Source organism: Mangrovimonas cancribranchiae (genome assembly GCF_037126245.1).
GTDB lineage: Bacteria > Bacteroidota > Bacteroidia > Flavobacteriales > Flavobacteriaceae > Mangrovimonas > Mangrovimonas cancribranchiae.
The window spans coordinates 141,910-157,167 of the sequence record NZ_CP136925.1; the positions used below are offsets into that span (position 1 = coordinate 141,910).

The 15,258-nt window shown below is 33.2% G+C and carries 18 protein-coding genes, 1 pseudogene and 1 riboswitch; of the genes and pseudogenes, 15 read left to right on the forward strand and 4 right to left on the reverse strand.

Features of this window, described 5'->3' with window-relative positions:
* Window positions 1-8 precede the first annotated feature (8 nt).
* The 9 genes from R3L15_RS00600 to R3L15_RS00640 all read left to right on the forward strand — a co-directional run bounded on the left by R3L15_RS00600 (window position 9) and on the right by R3L15_RS00640 (window position 8,056).
* Window positions 9-269, forward strand: coding sequence for a thiamine-binding protein (locus tag R3L15_RS00600; RefSeq protein WP_338732608.1), 261 nt, complete (start codon window positions 9-11; stop codon window positions 267-269).
* Window positions 253-885, forward strand: coding sequence for a nicotinamide riboside transporter PnuC (gene pnuC / locus R3L15_RS00605; RefSeq protein WP_338732609.1), 633 nt, complete (start codon window positions 253-255; stop codon window positions 883-885). Before R3L15_RS00600 ends, pnuC begins: the two co-directional genes overlap by 17 nt.
* Complete coding sequence (locus R3L15_RS00610) at window positions 846-1,415, forward strand: ATP-binding protein (RefSeq protein WP_338732610.1); 570 nt, start codon at window positions 846-848, stop codon at window positions 1,413-1,415. Before pnuC ends, R3L15_RS00610 begins: the two co-directional genes overlap by 40 nt.
* A complete protein-coding gene (locus tag R3L15_RS00615) occupies window positions 1,412-2,944 on the forward strand; it encodes a DUF4301 family protein (RefSeq protein ID WP_338732612.1) in 1,533 nt (510 codons plus the stop codon). Before R3L15_RS00610 ends, R3L15_RS00615 begins: the two co-directional genes overlap by 4 nt.
* Window positions 2,937-3,344, forward strand: a complete 408-nt coding sequence (gene arfB / locus R3L15_RS00620) for an alternative ribosome rescue aminoacyl-tRNA hydrolase ArfB (protein ID WP_338732614.1) — start codon at window positions 2,937-2,939, stop codon at window positions 3,342-3,344. Before R3L15_RS00615 ends, arfB begins: the two co-directional genes overlap by 8 nt.
* Window positions 3,345-3,396: 52 nt before the next feature.
* Window positions 3,397-3,532: riboswitch (TPP riboswitch) on the forward strand.
* Window positions 3,533-3,624: 92 nt separating this feature from the next.
* On the forward strand, window positions 3,625-5,808 hold the full coding sequence (locus R3L15_RS00625) for a TonB-dependent receptor domain-containing protein (protein ID WP_338732615.1): 2,184 nt from the start codon (window positions 3,625-3,627) through the stop codon (window positions 5,806-5,808).
* A 388-nt stretch (window positions 5,809-6,196) separates the two neighbouring features.
* A complete protein-coding gene (locus R3L15_RS00630) occupies window positions 6,197-6,862 on the forward strand; it encodes a hypothetical protein (protein WP_338732616.1) in 666 nt (221 codons plus the stop codon).
* Between the two features lie 430 nt (window positions 6,863-7,292).
* Window positions 7,293-7,661 carry a hypothetical protein gene (locus R3L15_RS00635; protein WP_338732618.1) on the forward strand — a complete coding sequence of 123 codons (369 nt, stop codon included), beginning with the start codon at window positions 7,293-7,295 and terminating at the stop codon, window positions 7,659-7,661.
* Between the two features lie 17 nt (window positions 7,662-7,678).
* Window positions 7,679-8,056 carry a hypothetical protein gene (locus R3L15_RS00640; protein WP_338732619.1) on the forward strand — a complete coding sequence of 126 codons (378 nt, stop codon included), beginning with the start codon at window positions 7,679-7,681 and terminating at the stop codon, window positions 8,054-8,056.
* Window positions 8,057-8,058: 2 nt separating this feature from the next.
* On the opposite strand, the gene R3L15_RS00645 is transcribed toward R3L15_RS00640, so the two are convergent.
* Window positions 8,059-8,508: a hypothetical protein gene (locus tag R3L15_RS00645; RefSeq protein WP_338732620.1), complete on the reverse strand. Its 450-nt coding sequence runs from the start codon at window positions 8,506-8,508 to the stop codon at window positions 8,059-8,061.
* Between the two features lie 230 nt (window positions 8,509-8,738).
* On the opposite strand from R3L15_RS00645, the gene greA reads away from it, so the two are divergent.
* Window positions 8,739-9,212 (forward strand): transcription elongation factor GreA, encoded by a 474-nt coding sequence (greA, locus tag R3L15_RS00650; RefSeq protein WP_338732622.1) that lies wholly within the window; start codon window positions 8,739-8,741, stop codon window positions 9,210-9,212.
* Window positions 9,213-9,312: 100 nt separating this feature from the next.
* Complete coding sequence (locus R3L15_RS00655; protein WP_338732624.1) at window positions 9,313-9,702, forward strand: HIT family protein; 390 nt, start codon at window positions 9,313-9,315, stop codon at window positions 9,700-9,702.
* Here R3L15_RS00655 and R3L15_RS00660 read toward each other — a convergent pair.
* Together R3L15_RS00660 and R3L15_RS00665 are read right to left on the reverse strand one after the other, a co-directional pair.
* On the reverse strand, window positions 9,677-10,024 hold the full coding sequence (locus R3L15_RS00660; protein ID WP_338732626.1) for a hypothetical protein: 348 nt from the start codon (window positions 10,022-10,024) through the stop codon (window positions 9,677-9,679). The two genes, R3L15_RS00655 and R3L15_RS00660, sit on opposite strands and share 26 nt — an antisense overlap.
* 11 nt (window positions 10,025-10,035) lie before the next feature.
* Window positions 10,036-11,232 (reverse strand): HAMP domain-containing sensor histidine kinase, encoded by a 1,197-nt coding sequence (locus tag R3L15_RS00665; protein WP_338732628.1) that lies wholly within the window; start codon window positions 11,230-11,232, stop codon window positions 10,036-10,038.
* Between the two features lie 118 nt (window positions 11,233-11,350).
* Between R3L15_RS00665 and R3L15_RS00670 the strand changes: the two genes are divergently transcribed.
* The 4 genes and pseudogenes from R3L15_RS00670 to aat all read left to right on the forward strand — a co-directional run bounded on the left by R3L15_RS00670 (window position 11,351) and on the right by aat (window position 14,678).
* On the forward strand, window positions 11,351-12,220 hold the full coding sequence (locus R3L15_RS00670) for a flavin reductase family protein (protein ID WP_338732630.1): 870 nt from the start codon (window positions 11,351-11,353) through the stop codon (window positions 12,218-12,220).
* Window positions 12,221-12,238: 18 nt separating this feature from the next.
* Window positions 12,239-12,616: a DUF3127 domain-containing protein gene (locus R3L15_RS00675; RefSeq protein ID WP_338732632.1), complete on the forward strand. Its 378-nt coding sequence runs from the start codon at window positions 12,239-12,241 to the stop codon at window positions 12,614-12,616.
* Window positions 12,617-12,681: 65 nt separating this feature from the next.
* A complete protein-coding gene (locus R3L15_RS00680) occupies window positions 12,682-14,058 on the forward strand; it encodes a TIGR00366 family protein (RefSeq protein ID WP_338732634.1) in 1,377 nt (458 codons plus the stop codon).
* Window positions 14,055-14,678 (forward strand): annotated as a pseudogene (gene aat, locus R3L15_RS00685) (leucyl/phenylalanyl-tRNA--protein transferase). Before R3L15_RS00680 ends, aat begins: the two are co-directional and overlap by 4 nt.
* A gap of 2 nt (window positions 14,679-14,680) precedes the next feature.
* Here the strand turns inward: aat and R3L15_RS00690 are convergent.
* Window positions 14,681-15,244, reverse strand: a complete 564-nt coding sequence (locus tag R3L15_RS00690; RefSeq protein ID WP_338732635.1) for a DNA-3-methyladenine glycosylase I — start codon at window positions 15,242-15,244, stop codon at window positions 14,681-14,683.
* Window positions 15,245-15,258 lie beyond the last annotated feature (14 nt).

The window sequence follows — 15,258 nt, forward strand, 5'->3', positions numbered from 1 at the left end:
AAAAGCATATGAAAATATCAGTAGAATTAACACTTACGCCAATCCAAGATGATTATGAGCCATCCATCATCCATTTTATAAAAAAATTAAGAGCGTCTAATTTAAACGTGTTAGAAAATCCTTTAAGTACACAAGTTTATGGCGATTATGATGAGGTTATGAAAGTGCTTACAACAGAAATTAAAGAAGCTTTCGAATTGGTAGAACGCGGTTTGTTATATATGAAAATCGTAAAATCTGATAGACACGATTATGAGCCACATTTTTGATTGGTTATTTGCACAATACCAAGGTGTTGATACACACTTAATCGTCTTAGAATTCATAGGGGTCTTTTTTGGTTTTTTAAGCGTTTGGTATTCAAAACAAGAAAATATACTGGTGTATCCAACAGGTATTATAAGTACCGCCATTTTTGTTTATATACTTTGGGTTTATGGCCTTTTAGGCGATATGTTTATTAATGCCTATTACTTTTCTATGAGTATTTATGGTTGGTATTTTTGGACAAGAAAAGATGCTAATAACAATGAGGTTCCTGTTACCAAAGCCACAAAAAAAGAACATTTATGGAGTGTGCTTATTTTTATAGCCACCATACTTTTTGTGGTGATAATTTATAAATTCAATAATAAATTCGATACTTGGACAGCTTATGTAGATACAGTTACAACAGCTATATTTTTTGTTGGAATGTGGCTTATGGCCAAAAAGAAATTAGAAAACTGGACCTATTGGATTATTGGAGATATCATATCGGTGCCTTTATATTTTTACAAAGGATTAGTATTTACTTCGTTTCAATATTTTTTGTTTACTATTATAGCTATTTACGGATTTAGAGCATGGAAGAAAAGCTTAAACAACACACCACAAACTGTATAAAAGTTGTTTTATTTGGTCCTGAAAGTACAGGAAAAACAACATTGTCTAAACAATTAGCTAGGCATTATAATTCTGTTTGGGTGCCAGAATACGCACGTGAATATCTTCAAAATAAATGGAATGAAGAACGCAAAACATGCGAGCCAGAGGACTTGTTACCCATAGCTGTTGGGCAAATGGCGTTAGAAAATGAATTAGCAACAAAAACAGACTCGGTGTTGATTTGTGATACCGATTTGTTAGAAACTAAAGTCTATTCCGAAGCGTATTATTCAGGGAGTTGCGATCCTTTATTAGAAAAATATGCGCTTAAAAACACCTATCATATATACTTTTTAACGTATATTGATATTCCTTGGGAAAAGGACGATTTGCGAGATAAACCTAACGAGCGTGAACGCATGTTTAAAGCCTTTGAAAATGCTTTAAAAAAGTATAACCGCCCTTATGTTTTACTAAAAGGAAGTAAAACCGAACGTTTACAAATAGCCGTAAATCATATTGATGAACTACTAAAAAATAATGTATGAATTTTTCCAAACAGGATGTTCAACAAATAAAAAACAAAGGACTTACAGTTGATAAGGTAAAAAACCAACTACAAATTTTTAAAACTGGCTTACCACCAACAAAACTAAAAGCAGCTGCAACAATTGGCCATGGAATTGTAAAAGTTTCAGAAGAAGAAAAACAACAACACATCAATTTTTTCTCTGAACATAAAGATGCTTTTAATATTCAAAAATTTGTACCAGCCTCTGGAGCTGCAACACGAATGTTTAAGTTCTTGTTTCAGTTTTTAGAAGAATTTAACCCAGAGGAAGATGACTTTAAAGCTTATATGCAAAACAATCCTAATGTAAAAACTTTTGCTGAAGGATTACAAAACTTTCCTTTTTATGATACCGTAGTTTCTAAAATAGACAATTACGATGCATTAGACTTAAAAAGTAAAACATACCATTTTGCAAATGTGCTTTTAAACGATACCATGTTAAACTTTGGGGCTTTTCCTAAAGGATTGTTGCCTTTTCATAAGTACAAAAATGCGATAAGAACACCTTTAGAAGAGCATTTGTTAGAGTCTTCAAAATATGCCTCATCAAATGGAAAAGCTAATCTGCATTTTACCATTTCGCCTAAACACGAAAGCAAATTTAAAACGGAGCTAGAGACTGTTTCAGTCGCGGTACAAAAGAAAACAGGTGTTACTTTTAATGTTACATTTTCATTCCAGAAAGAAGCGACCGATACCATTGCCGTAAACATAGATAATACACCATTTCGATTAGAAGATGACTCTATGTTATTTAGACCTGGTGGTCATGGTGCACTCATAGAAAATCTAAACGATTTAAATGCCGATTTAGTATTTGTGAAAAACATTGATAATGTTGTTGTTGATACTTATGAAGATGAAGTTGCCGATTACAAAAAAATGTTAGCAGGCATGTTGCTTGAACTACAAAAACAAGTATTTTCGTTTGCAAAAGCTATTGATAATGATAGTTTAACGGATTTAACAGAAGTAGAAGTTTTTTTAGTCAATAAATTAAATGTTGTATTTACAGGGGCATATAAAGCATTATCAACTTCTAAAAAGTTAGAGACTTTAAAAAACCATTTAAATAAACCTATACGCGTTTGTGGAATGGTAAAAAATGAAGATGAACCTGGCGGTGGACCATTTTGGACAGAAAATAGTAAAGGAAAAATATCCTTGCAGATTGTGGAATCCGCTCAAATGAATATTGAAGAAAAATTACAATATGAAATTTCACAAAATGCGACTCATTTTAATCCCGTAGATTTAGTTTGTGGTTTAAAGAATTACAAAGGTGAAACTTACGATTTAACTAATTTTGTTGATGAAGATGCAGCTTTCATTACACAAAAAACAAGAGAAGGGAAACCTTTAAAAGCCCTTGAACGTCCAGGATTATGGAATGGCGCTATGGCCAATTGGAATACTATTTTTGTTGAAGTGCCTTTAATTACATTTAATCCTGTAAAAACGGTAAACGATCTTTTAAAGCCAACACATCAACCTCATGTTTGATGTAGAAGCACTTATAAAAGAACTCGATTTTAAGGCTATAAAAAGCTCTGGTGCTGGAGGACAACATGTAAACAAAACAGCATCGAAAGTAGAATTGCATTTCAATATTTTAAACTCTCAAGTATTTAACCAATCGCAAAAGGAATTACTTTGTAAAAACTTAAATAACCGGTTGACAAAAGAGCAGGTTTTAATCCTACAATGTGGCGAAAGTAGAAGCCAACATAAAAATAAGGACCTTGTAATAACACGGTTTTTAGAGCTTATAAAAGAGGGTTTAAAAAAGCCAAAACCGCGAAAAAAAACAAAAATTCCTAAGGCAGTAAAACAAAAACGTCTTAAAAATAAGAAGCAACAGTCTGAAAAGAAAGCTAATAGGAAACCACCTAAATTACCGTAAAATAATCGGCGTAACGTATTGTCAATTATGAATTGTTACCTAAATTTGCGCCGTTCTCAAAAAGGGGTGCTTAAATTGGTTGATAGTTATTAGTTGTAAAACTTTTAATTATTAACTGAAAAAGCTGAGATCATACCCAATGAACCTAGAACAGGTAATGCTGTTTAGGGATTACGAATATTTGTTTCTGTATCCGGAACAGAAGCTATATTCAACATTACAATGTATTATTAACAAAGAATAATGACCTCTTTTTATTCGGCAAAAATTATTTTATCGAATGAAAAATCTATTCGCATTTTTAGCACTGTTTGTATTATCAGTCAGTGTGTTTTCACAAGAAAAACAACAAGACTCTACCAAAATTGAAACCTTAGATGAAGTTTTAGTAAAAGCGGTAAGAGTAGACGCAACCTCACCAATTACACATTCCAATGTCACTAAAGAAGACATAGAAAAGCGCAATTTAGGGCAGGATATTCCTGTGCTTTTAAACTATTTGCCCTCTGTGGTTACCACAACCGATGCTGGTGCTGGTGTTGGTTATACAGGTATTCGTGTGCGTGGCGTAAGTTCGCAATCAACTAACGTAACAATTAACGGGATTCCGTATAACGATGCCGAATCTTTAGGAACGTTTTGGGTTAATTTAGGCGATATCGCCTCATCTGTTGAAAGTTTACAATTGCAACGCGGTGTTGGTACATCTACTAATGGTTCTGGAGCTTTTGGCGCCAGTATTAATGTGCTTACCGATGCCGTTTCGGATGCCGCTTATGGCGAAATTTCAAATTCGTTTGGAAGCTTTAATACCCGAAAGCATACTTTAAAGTTTAGTACAGGAAAAATTAACGACCATATTGAAATTGCTGGCCGATTATCGCAAATTAAATCGGATGGTTATATTGATAGGGCTTCTTCAGATATTAAATCATATTATCTGCAAGCGGCTTATGTAAGTGAAAAAACCTTATTAAAAGCCATTACATTTTCAGGAAAAGAAGTTACCTATCAATCATGGAATGGCTTGGAAGATTTAGAAAAATTAGAAAACGATAGAACATATAATACCGCTGGTGAATATACCGATGAGAATGGGAATACACAGTTTTACGATAATGAAGTAGATGACTATCAACAGGATCATTATCAATTACATTGGAACCAAAAAATAGCCAATAATTGGTCAACAAACCTCGCATTAAACTATACGCAAGGACGTGGCTTTTTTGAACAATATAAAGAAGATGAAGATTTTTCAGATTATGGTTTTGAGGAGTTAACCGTTAATGGCGAAACGGTAAATACCACCGATTTAATTCGCAGACGTTGGTTAGATAACGATTACTATGTGGTAAATGCCAATGCTAATTACAAGGATAATAAGTTGAATGTAATTTTTGGCGGATCGTATAGTTATTACGAAGGCGATCATTTTGGTGAGGTTATTTGGGCACGTTATGCAACAGATAGCGAGATACGTGACCGTTATTACGATGGTGTAGGAAAAAAGCAGGATTTAAGTGGTTTTGCAAAAGCAACTGTTCGATTTAACGATAATTGGAGTTTGTTTGGTGATTTACAAGTAAGAAATGTAGCCTATGAAACCACGGGGATTTCTTCAGATTTAGTACCGTTTAATGTAGATGAAACATACACGTTTTTTAACCCAAAAGCAGGTGTAACCTTCGAATTGAATAATAAAAATAATTTCTATTTCTCGTATGCGAGAGCCAATAGAGAGCCCAACCGCGACGATTTTAAAGGCAATCCAGATATTAAACCCGAAAAGCTAAACGATTTTGAATTGGGTTGGAGACATAATAATGAAAATTTCAGAATTTATGCCAACGCCTACTATATGTTGTATAACGACCAATTGGTGTTAACTGGCGAATTGGATGATGTAGGAAGCGCACAACGTGATAACAGTGGCGAAAGTTACCGATTAGGTTTGGAACTTGATGCAGCAATAAAAATAAGCGATATGTTTTCCATACACCCTAATGTTACCTTAAGTTCTAATAAAAATAAGGAAATGGTAGCTGATATAGATGGTGAGTTGCAAAATTTAGGAACGACTAATATCTCGTTTTCACCAGAAGTAGTTGCTGGAAATGCGTTTGTTCTTAAACCTGTAAAAGGCTTACAAATGGCATTGTTAAGTAAGTTTGTAGGTGAACAATTTATGAGTAATACCGATGCAGAAAAATCGAAGTTAGACAGCTATTTTGTAACCGATTTTAATATTTCTTACGAGTTGAAAATGAATAAAATATTCAAATCGATTGTGTTTACAGGATTGGCCAATAACATTTTTGATAAAGAGTACATATCTAACGGGTATTACTATACTTACGATGATACTTGGACAGACCCTAACCAAGTAACCACTATAGAAGGTGCAGGATATTACCCACAAGCTACGGCTAACTTTTTGTTAGGCGCAACGTTAAAATTTTAAACGTTATGTTTCTCTAAGTTCTATTGGTACGAACTTAACCTAAAGCCCAAACACTTTGTTTGGGCTTTTTTTACGGAAAAACCGTAATGTGTTTAGTGCTTTTTCGATGAAAGTTACAAAATATTAAAAATTTGTTGCGTAAATAGATTTTTTTTTTTTTTAGGTTTGGAATGTCTGAAAATCAAGGCGAGTTAAGTAAGAAGTCTCTCAAATAGGTTTTTAGGCAAAATTGTTGCAACATAACTAGCGCTAGTTTTTAATCTTTCCCCCTTGTATTATAATTAATAGCGCTAAAAAGACTTCTTATAAAAGGCTTCTAAAATTTAGACTTCTTAAACGAATTATTTGTTTAATCAACCAAAACTTAACTGGTTTAAATTTTAGTATTATGAAAAAATTAATGAGATATTCTTTAATGTCTTTCTTTTCTATTTTATTCTTTTCCTGTTCTTTGAATAATGATTCTGAAGATATAAATAATAGTATAATTAAAGAGAATGAACATCTGAATAAAAATTCATCTGGATTGAGTGATGACATTAACTTTATAAATCTTGTACTTGAAATGGAGAGCTTTAAATCTTTTATTAATCAGGTAATAGTAAATAACAACCTTTCTCTTTCAGAAGTGGAATTAGAATTAGAAGAATTGAATTCATTAAATTACGATTATGAGAATCAAATAAGTAAAGTTAACCTAATTTTTAATGAAGATGTTAGTTCAGCTTACATTACGCATGTTGAAAATTTCAATGAAGCTTGGTTGAAAATTCAAACTGATTATCCAGATTTGGATGAAGTCTCAATTAAAGATTCTTATGCGACTGTACTTGAGAAAACGGATGCAAATGGAAGTGTAATTGGATTTGAATGTGGTTGGAGATATAATCTTTGTATCGCAGGAGCTGGTGCAGCTGCAGTTTTATGTCACGCTGGGTGTGATACAACAGCTTTAGCTACTACAGGTGGATTAGGGATTCCAGCCTGCATATGGTTGTGTGGAACGGTTCAAGTTGCAGCAAGTGCAGCCTGTTATGATCAATATTGTAATTAAAAAATTAATATTATGAAAAGTGACAAATCAAAAGAACGCAGAAAAATTTTACAAAGCAAATTTGGTTCTGCATTTATAATATTTTATGTTTTTAACTCATTGATGTTTTTTATATTTCCTGATAAACTGTTAGGAAACACATATATATTAATCGGTTACATCATTGCTTGTACTATTTTTCTTTATGTTTTTTATAATTTTAAAAAGAAATTAAAGTAAAGCTATTTACAAGAAAAATAATGTTTTTTCTAACAGCGATTTTAATCGCTGTTAGTTTTTCATGTAAGCAAACGGCATCTGTAATCTACGGAACCAATAAACCATTAAAAGAGAAGTCTTATTACATAAAGAAATTTGAACGAAAAAGCATAATCCAGATAAGGTTTTCTTTATTGATGAAACAAGCGTTGAATCGAAACTTCAATTTCTAATGGCTTTCCATTCCAACGCCCACTATTATTATTTTGGAACAATTTATAACAATAACAATCAATTACAGTTTAAAGACAATCAAGGGGTAGAATTATGGTGTAAGCAGGTCATAAAAAATTTAAAGGACGAAGAAACATTCCAATTTCACAAAATGCCTAACACTAAACAGGCACTTTTTGAAAACTTCCATTTTAAAAATTCACTCGATGAAAAATTTCAATTAGAAAATATTGAAAATAAAATCATTATATTTATATACAATCATAGTATGGGGAATATTTTTTTTAAAGATGCCAAAGAGATTATTGCTTTCTCAAAAAGTAACCCCGAATTTGATTATGTAATTTTAGTAACCGATTTTTTCTAGAGATTTTTAGTTTTTCTATGAAAGTACTACATATATTAATCGTTTTGTATCTATTGCCAATAACGCTATTGGCTCAAAATCCTTTCGATCAAGAAAAATCCTTGAAATTAAGTTCTAGTGATAGCTTTGGCTTTAAGTCAGATTCAATAGCTTTTAACAGTCTTGTTAAAGGGAATCAGAAACCAACTGTAATGGTTAATGGAATAAGTTTGGAAAGCAATTTAAGGTGCTCTAAACCGCTTAATCAAAATTTAAATCAGAACAATACCAAAACAGACTTCAGCTTGTATAAAAAAGACAATGGTTTGAGACAGATGACTTTTAAACAAACTTTTCCGGCTTATAAAGATCCAACAAAACGGTGGCACTACAAGTTTGTTGATAATTGTGATTAGAACTAATTATTCCAAACCCTAATAATATTTCCATTTACTTCAACAAAGTAACGGCGTAACGCATATTGGCCTGTCGTACCTTCTCTACCTAAACCTGTTAAAACATCATAAGAGTTGTCATCGTCGCAATTGCAAGTGGCAATAATCCCTTCAACAGTAAGTTTAGAGCATGTTCGTAAACCATGATTAGGATCGGTTATTTCAAAAGCATTGTAACCGCTACCCGTATTCATAACCACAATACCATTAATGCCATAAGCCGAGTTGTCTATTACTACAGGGTTATTAGGAAACGTTAAGTTGTTAAACTGTGGTAGGTTAGTGTTAATTAACGTACCCGTATCAAACGCTACATTAGGTAAATTTTGGTTATTGTCGTTGTCATCGTCACTTTTACTACAAGATGTAACAAAAAAGAAAGCAAACAAACCAAGTAACAAGGCATTTTTCATAGCATGAATTTTGGGTGTAAGTTACAAAAAAAGATAACTGATATAAATATTTTGTATATTTGTGTAACAATCTCGTGAAAACGGGATTTTTGTATTTTAATACACATAGTTAGATGGCTAGTAAACAGCTTGAAATAACACAAGAATGTTGAAAGAAATCTTGCTTTAAATGTCCATAAAATTGTTGGAATATAGGGTAAAAGCTGTATTATTAATTTAAAAATGAAGTTATGAGTAACGTATCTTATTACACAGCCGAAGGATTAAAAAATTTAAGAGAAGAGTTAAATCAATTAAAAGATATCGAGCGTCCTAAAGCTTCTCAAGCTATTGCAGAAGCAAGAGATAAAGGCGATTTAAGTGAAAACGCCGAGTACGATGCCGCCAAAGAAGCCCAAGGCTTATTAGAAATGAAAATTTCTAAACTAGAAGAAACCTTAGCCAACGCTAGGTTAATAGACGAGTCGCAATTAGACACCTCAAAAGTATTAGTGCTTTCTAAGGTAAAAATTAAAAACCAAGCCAATGGTATGGAAATGAACTATACTTTGGTGGCCGAAAGTGAAGCCGATTTAGCCTCAGGAAAAATCTCGGTAAACTCGCCAATTGGTAAAGGGTTACTAGGGAAATCTGTAGGCGACGTAGCCGAAATACAAGTCCCTAACGGTAAGATTAATTTTGAGATTATTGAAATTTCAAGATAAAAATTTATACAGAAAATAAACGAAAAAACATTCCTGTTAAGTTAATTTAGCAGGAATTTCTTTTTATATTTAATTGAATATTAACACTGATCTATTACAAATGGCTTCTATATTTACAAAAATTATTAATGGCGATATACCATGCTATAAAATAGCCGAAACCGATGAGTTTTTTGCATTTTTGGATATAAACCCAAACTCTAAAGGACATACGTTGTGTATTCCTAAAAAAGAAGTCGATAAAATTTTTGATTTAGATGAAGCAACTTACATGGGGTTAATGGCATTTTCCAGACAGGTTGCCTTAGCTATAGAAAAAGTAATCCCTTGTGAACGTGTAGGCATGTCGGTTATTGGTTTGGAAGTACCACATGTGCATGTGCATTTAATTCCTCTGCGTTCTATGGAAGATGCTAAATTTACAAGTAAAGATACCTTAACTCCAGACGAATTTCAAGAGGTTGCTACTGCCATAAAACAAGCGCTGTAATAATTCCGGCAGCCACGATAATTGAAACACCAATAATTAACCAAGCTAATTGTTTTAATTTTGTAGACGCCTTTTTAGGAATAAAAGCGCGTTGGTGGTAATTGTACACACGGTCAATATCGTCGGTCCATCTTGCCGGGTAAATAATGGTGTTACAAACCTTACACTCAATTTCTTGAGATGTCTCATTAGTGATAGATTTGTAAAGTTTAGTCTCAATAAACTTTTGCTTAAACGTTAAATGTAAGCCCGTATTATTGTAGCATTCAGGGCAATTATTGTTTAATGTTGCCTCTTTTACTGTAAAAAATCGTTCTTCCATAATCTTAAGCTTTAAATCGACTTTAATGTAATTTGCATGGTTGTGCCTTTATTTATTTCAGATTGCAGAACCTTTATTCTACCATCATGAAACTCCTCAATAATGCGTTTTGTCAAGGACAACCCTAATCCCCAACCTCTTTTTTTGGTTGTAAAACCGGGCTCAAAAATAGTATTAAATTGGTTTTTTGAAAGTCCTTTTCCAGTATCTGTTATTCTTATTTTTACAAATTGTTCTAACTGAAGAATTTCAATACTAAGCTTTCCTTTGCCTTTCATGGCATCGATAGCATTTTTTACCAAGTTTTCAATGGCCCAACTGTAAAGCTGTTTGTTTAAATTTACATAAATTTCTTCATTAGGTGCAACAATTTCAAAATGGATAAGTTTAGAAGCACGTGCTTTAAGGTAATCGTAAGAAGTAATGGTTTCTTGTACAATATCGGTTTTCTCTAAGGTTGGTACAGAACCAATTTTACTAAAGCGTTCGGTTATAGTTTGTAAGCGATTTATATCTTTTTCAATTTCTGTAATATATTCCGGATTGGTGTTTTCAGTCTTTAAAATTTCGGTCCAGCCAATTAACGACGATAACGGCGTTCCTATTTGATGTGCGGTTTCTTTAGCCATACCCGACCAAAGTTTATTTTGTGTGGCAATTTTTGTGCTTCGGTAAAAAAAGTAAACAACCGCACCAAACAATACAATAATTAACACTAAGGCTAACGGATAATACTTTAATTTGTTTAACAAAGGCGAGTTGCCATAATACAGTGTTTGATTTTCGTAACCAATGGCTATTGGAGCATTTTCTTTACTAAATTGTGTTACTAAGCGTTTTATATGCCGATTCACATAAATAGTATCCTCTTTAGTAACCGCATCGGTAGAAGAGTTTGCTTTTATATTGCTAAATGTGGCTACTGTAGAATCTTGATTAATAACGACCATAGGTGTTGTGTTATTACTGCCTAAAATCTTCCAAATTAAGTCAAGGTTGGTAGAAGTAATATTGTCATTAAGGGAAACCGATTCTATAATTTTTAAATACTCATTCTGCGCAAACGACCAGTTTTCCATTTTCATGCGTTCTTCAGCCTTAAATTTTTGAAAAAACACATATGTATTCCATAAAATAAGCGAAATAATAACAAACGAAATAAATACAATAACCCAGCGTATAAGGTTGCGATACTTAGAAAAAACCATCGTAAAACTTTTATGTTGAAATATAATGTAATTCTGTTAATAATATTGTGTTACAGAGTTCCAAATCATTTTTTGTTCACTAAAGGATTGGTTACATTTGCGAAAATAAATTGTATAAATGATTTCATTTGAACCTAAAGACCTATCTACAGGAAAGTTACATGGCTATTTGCTTAGTGCTGTGGCACCAAGACCTATAGCTTTTGCAAGTACTGTTGATAAAGATGGAAACCCCAATCTATCACCGTTTAGTTTTTTTAATGTCTTTAGTGCTAATCCGCCCATTTTAATTTTTTCACCAGCAAGGCGCGTTAGAAACAATACCACCAAACACACTCTTGAGAATGTTGAAGAAACTAAAGAAGTGGTTATTAATGTGGTAAATTACGACATTGTGCATCAAATGTCATTAAGCAGTACCGAATATCCAGAAAACATTAACGAGTTTGATAAAGCTGGATTAACCATGTTACAATCGGATATTGTAAAGCCATTTCGTGTGGCAGAATCACCTGTACAATTAGAGTGTAAAGTGAACGATATTATTAAACTAGGAACCGAAGGCGGTGCTGGAAATTTAGTAATATGCGAGGTAGTAAAGTTGCATATTGAAGACGAGATGTTAAATGAGGAAGGTATTATCGACCAAGAAAAACTAGATTTAGTAGCACGTGCTGGAGGAAGTTTTTACAGTCGTGCAAAAAAAGGCTTTTTTGAAATTCCGAAGCCATTATCAACTTTAGGAATTGGGGTCGACAGCTTTCCTGAGCATATAAAAAACAGTATGATTTTAACAGGAAACGATTTAGGGATGTTAGGAAACGTAGAAAAACTACCTACAACGGCCGAAGTAAAAACATTTATAGAAGAGGTTAGCGAACGTTATCCAAATATTTCGGAAGCCTCACATAGAGAAAAACATAAATTAGCACATAATTATTTAAGCTTTGGAGACATACAAAGCGCATGGAAAATTTTATTATCATAAATAACAGAAATAGAAAAGATGGAAGTACAAGGAAGAATTAAACTTATTGGAGAAACGCAGACGTTTGGTAATAACGGATTTAGAAAACGCGAGGTTGTGGTAACAACAGAAGAGCAATACCCACAACATTTAATGGTAGAGTTTGTTCAAGACAAAACCGATTTATTAAACAACTTTCAAGTAGGACAACAAGTAAAAATAAATATTAACTTAAGAGGACGTGAGTGGGTAAATCCACAAGGGGAAACAAAATATTTTAACTCTATACAAGGATGGAGAATTGAAACGTTACAACAAGAGCAAGGAGCCCAAAATGTTCCACCAGTACCACCAGCTGATGCTTTTGAGCCTGCTAACGATTTAAACGAAGATGAACACGACGATCTTCCGTTTTAATAACACAACAGAAACCATTACATTTAGACCTATTAAAGTTTACTTTTTTAGGTCTTTTTTTATTTATGAAGATTGCAAAATTTATAGAAACACTATTTAAACGCTATTTACCATCACCGTTTACCATTGCCGTACTATTAACACTACTTACGGTAATTCTAGCATTAGTATTAACAAAACCAGTAACAGGTGATAACCATGTTTTAGAAATTCTATCGTATTGGGAAAGTGGTATATGGAACAATAGTTTGTTGGTTTTTGCTTACCAAATGATGCTTATTTTAGTTTTAGGTCATATTTTGGTGCTAAGTAAACCTGTTAATAGATTAATAACAAGCATTACAACTTATGCCAACACAACACAAAAAGCTGTTGTATTAGTAAGTGTTACAACAATGTTAGTGGCGTTTTTTAATTGGGGGTTAGGCTTAATTTTTGGCGCTATTTTAGCACGGAAAATTGGCGAGCAAGCTCAAGACACAAAAACACCTTTAAACTATCCTTTAGTTGGTGCTGCTGGTTATGTAGGATTAATGGTTTGGCATGGAGGAATTAGTGGTTCGGCATTAATAAAAGTGTCTGAAACTAATCATATTAAAAACTTTATGGCTAATATTTCTTCTGCTGAAATGTTAGTGAAATTACCCGAAAGCATAAATTTTAATCAAACTGTTTTTAGTGGGACTAATTTATTGCTGTTTGCCATTTTACTAATTGCTATACCTCTTGTGCTTTCTAAAGTGGCAAAAATCACGTCGCCTACTGTAATTAATTTAGAAAGGTATCAGTTTACCACAAAAGCAAAAAATAATCTTAAAGGAGCGGAACAACTTGATTCTTCAAAATGGTTGTCCATAGGGTTTGGCGGATTAATTTTAATCGCCTTTTTGTATCAATATTGGGGCAGTTTAATGCAATTTCAAATTACACCTAACATGCTTAATTTTTTTATGTTAGGTCTGGGAATTATACTTCATGGCTCTTTTAATAGTTTTTTAAAAGCACTTGAAGAAGCCATAAAAGGCGCGTCAGGAATATTAATCCAGTTTCCATTGTATTTTGGTATAATGGGTATTATGAAAAGCACCGGAATGGTGGTTATGATTTCCGATTTTTTCGTGTCTATTGCAAACGAAACAACCTTACCCATTTTCACTTTTTTTAGTGCTGGACTAGTCAATATTTTTGTGCCAAGCGGTGGCGGACAATGGGCTGTACAAGGACCAATAGTTATCGAGTCTGCCTTGAAATTAGGAGTGCCTTTACCAAAAGCAATCATGGCGTTAGCTTATGGCGACCAAATAACCAACATGCTACAACCATTTTGGGCACTGCCATTATTAGGAATAACAAAATTAAAAGCTAAAGAAATTCTGCCATATACACTTATTATGATGGTTGTTGGCGTCATGGTGTTTCTTGGCGGACTTCTATTATTATGATAGTACTTACCAAAGCCATAGAATTTCCAGAGGTAAGTTTAGCGACTCCAGAGGGCTTGCTTGCTATTGGTGGCGATTTATCGATTGATAGACTATTGTTAGCCTATTAAAGTGGTATTTTCCCTTGGTTTGAAGACGATCAGCCTATATTGTGGTGGAGTCCAGATCCTAGATTTGTCTTGTTTCCAGAAAAACTAAAAATTTCAAAAAGCTTGAAACAAGTTATAAGGAATAAAGGGTTTCAAGTAACCACTAATAAGGCTTTTAAAGAGGTTGTAGAGAATTGCGCAGCAATCAAAAGAGAAGGACAATTAGACACTTGGATAACACGCGATATGATAACAACTTATACCAAATTACATGAATTAGGGTATGCCAAATCGGTTGAGGTTTGGTTAGACCATGAATTAGTTGGCGGATTGTATGGTGTAGATATAGGAAATGGTGTATTCTGCGGCGAAAGTATGTTTTCTAAAGTAAGTAATGCTAGCAAAGTTGGATTTGTCACCTTTATTCAAAAAACTAATTATAAGCTAATCGATTGCCAAGTACATACCAACCATTTAGAACGTTTAGGAGCAGAAAATATAGATAGAGAGGTGTTTTTGAGTTATTTGTAAGTTTAAACTTCATTATATCTAAAACAATCAACTTCATGATCGTTTACCATACCAGTAGCTTGCATATGGGCATAAATAACAGTCGATCCTACAAACTTAAACCCGCGTTTTTTTAAGTCCTTGCTTAGCGTGTCGCTTAATGTTGTGGTAGCAGGAGCATCTTTATAATTTTTCCAAGCATTAGTAATAGGTTTGCCATCAACAAAATTCCAAATGTATTTGCTGAAACTCCCGAATTCTTCCTGTATTTCTATAAACGCTTGTGCGTTTGTAACTGTAGCACGTACTTTAAGCTTATTTCTTATAATGCCAGCATCTTGGAGTAATTCATCAATTTTACCCTGTCCATACTGGGCTATTTTTTTATAATCAAAATCATCAAAAGCCTTTCTAAAGTTATCGCGCTTTTTTAAAACGGTAATCCAGCTTAAGCCTGCTTGAAAAGTTTCTAAAATTAAGAATTCAAAAAGGGTGTCGTCATCATAAACGGGAACACCCCATTCGTTATCATGATAAGCTTCGTATAAAGGGTCGCCAACACACCAGCCACATCTATGTTTCTCCATGTGAATTTAAAAAT

What these genes read in the sequence shown, in the direction of transcription:
- R3L15_RS00655 (WP_338732624.1), top strand. Translation starts at nt 9,313, where the DNA reads ATGGCTTCTATATTTACAAAAATTATTAATGGCGATATACCATGCTAT.
- R3L15_RS00670 (WP_338732630.1), top strand. Translation starts at nt 11,351, where the DNA reads ATGATTTCATTTGAACCTAAAGACCTATCTACAGGAAAGTTACATGGC.
- R3L15_RS00660 (WP_338732626.1), bottom strand. Translation starts at nt 10,024, where the DNA reads ATGGAAGAACGATTTTTTACAGTAAAAGAGGCAACATTAAACAATAAT.
- R3L15_RS00600 (WP_338732608.1), top strand. Translation starts at nt 9, where the DNA reads ATGAAAATATCAGTAGAATTAACACTTACGCCAATCCAAGATGATTAT.
- R3L15_RS00675 (WP_338732632.1), top strand. Translation starts at nt 12,239, where the DNA reads ATGGAAGTACAAGGAAGAATTAAACTTATTGGAGAAACGCAGACGTTT.
- R3L15_RS00625 (WP_338732615.1), top strand. Translation starts at nt 3,625, where the DNA reads ATGAAAAATCTATTCGCATTTTTAGCACTGTTTGTATTATCAGTCAGT.
- R3L15_RS00680 (WP_338732634.1), top strand. Translation starts at nt 12,682, where the DNA reads ATGAAGATTGCAAAATTTATAGAAACACTATTTAAACGCTATTTACCA.
- R3L15_RS00665 (WP_338732628.1), bottom strand. Translation starts at nt 11,232, where the DNA reads ATGGTTTTTTCTAAGTATCGCAACCTTATACGCTGGGTTATTGTATTT.
- R3L15_RS00690 (WP_338732635.1), bottom strand. Translation starts at nt 15,244, where the DNA reads ATGGAGAAACATAGATGTGGCTGGTGTGTTGGCGACCCTTTATACGAA.
- R3L15_RS00630 (WP_338732616.1), top strand. Translation starts at nt 6,197, where the DNA reads ATGAAAAAATTAATGAGATATTCTTTAATGTCTTTCTTTTCTATTTTA.
- pnuC (WP_338732609.1), top strand. Translation starts at nt 253, where the DNA reads ATGAGCCACATTTTTGATTGGTTATTTGCACAATACCAAGGTGTTGAT.
- R3L15_RS00615 (WP_338732612.1), top strand. Translation starts at nt 1,412, where the DNA reads ATGAATTTTTCCAAACAGGATGTTCAACAAATAAAAAACAAAGGACTT.
- R3L15_RS00635 (WP_338732618.1), top strand. Translation starts at nt 7,293, where the DNA reads ATGGCTTTCCATTCCAACGCCCACTATTATTATTTTGGAACAATTTAT.
- R3L15_RS00610 (WP_338732610.1), top strand. Translation starts at nt 846, where the DNA reads ATGGAAGAAAAGCTTAAACAACACACCACAAACTGTATAAAAGTTGTT.
- R3L15_RS00640 (WP_338732619.1), top strand. Translation starts at nt 7,679, where the DNA reads ATGAAAGTACTACATATATTAATCGTTTTGTATCTATTGCCAATAACG.
- arfB (WP_338732614.1), top strand. Translation starts at nt 2,937, where the DNA reads ATGTTTGATGTAGAAGCACTTATAAAAGAACTCGATTTTAAGGCTATA.
- R3L15_RS00645 (WP_338732620.1), bottom strand. Translation starts at nt 8,508, where the DNA reads ATGAAAAATGCCTTGTTACTTGGTTTGTTTGCTTTCTTTTTTGTTACA.
- greA (WP_338732622.1), top strand. Translation starts at nt 8,739, where the DNA reads ATGAGTAACGTATCTTATTACACAGCCGAAGGATTAAAAAATTTAAGA.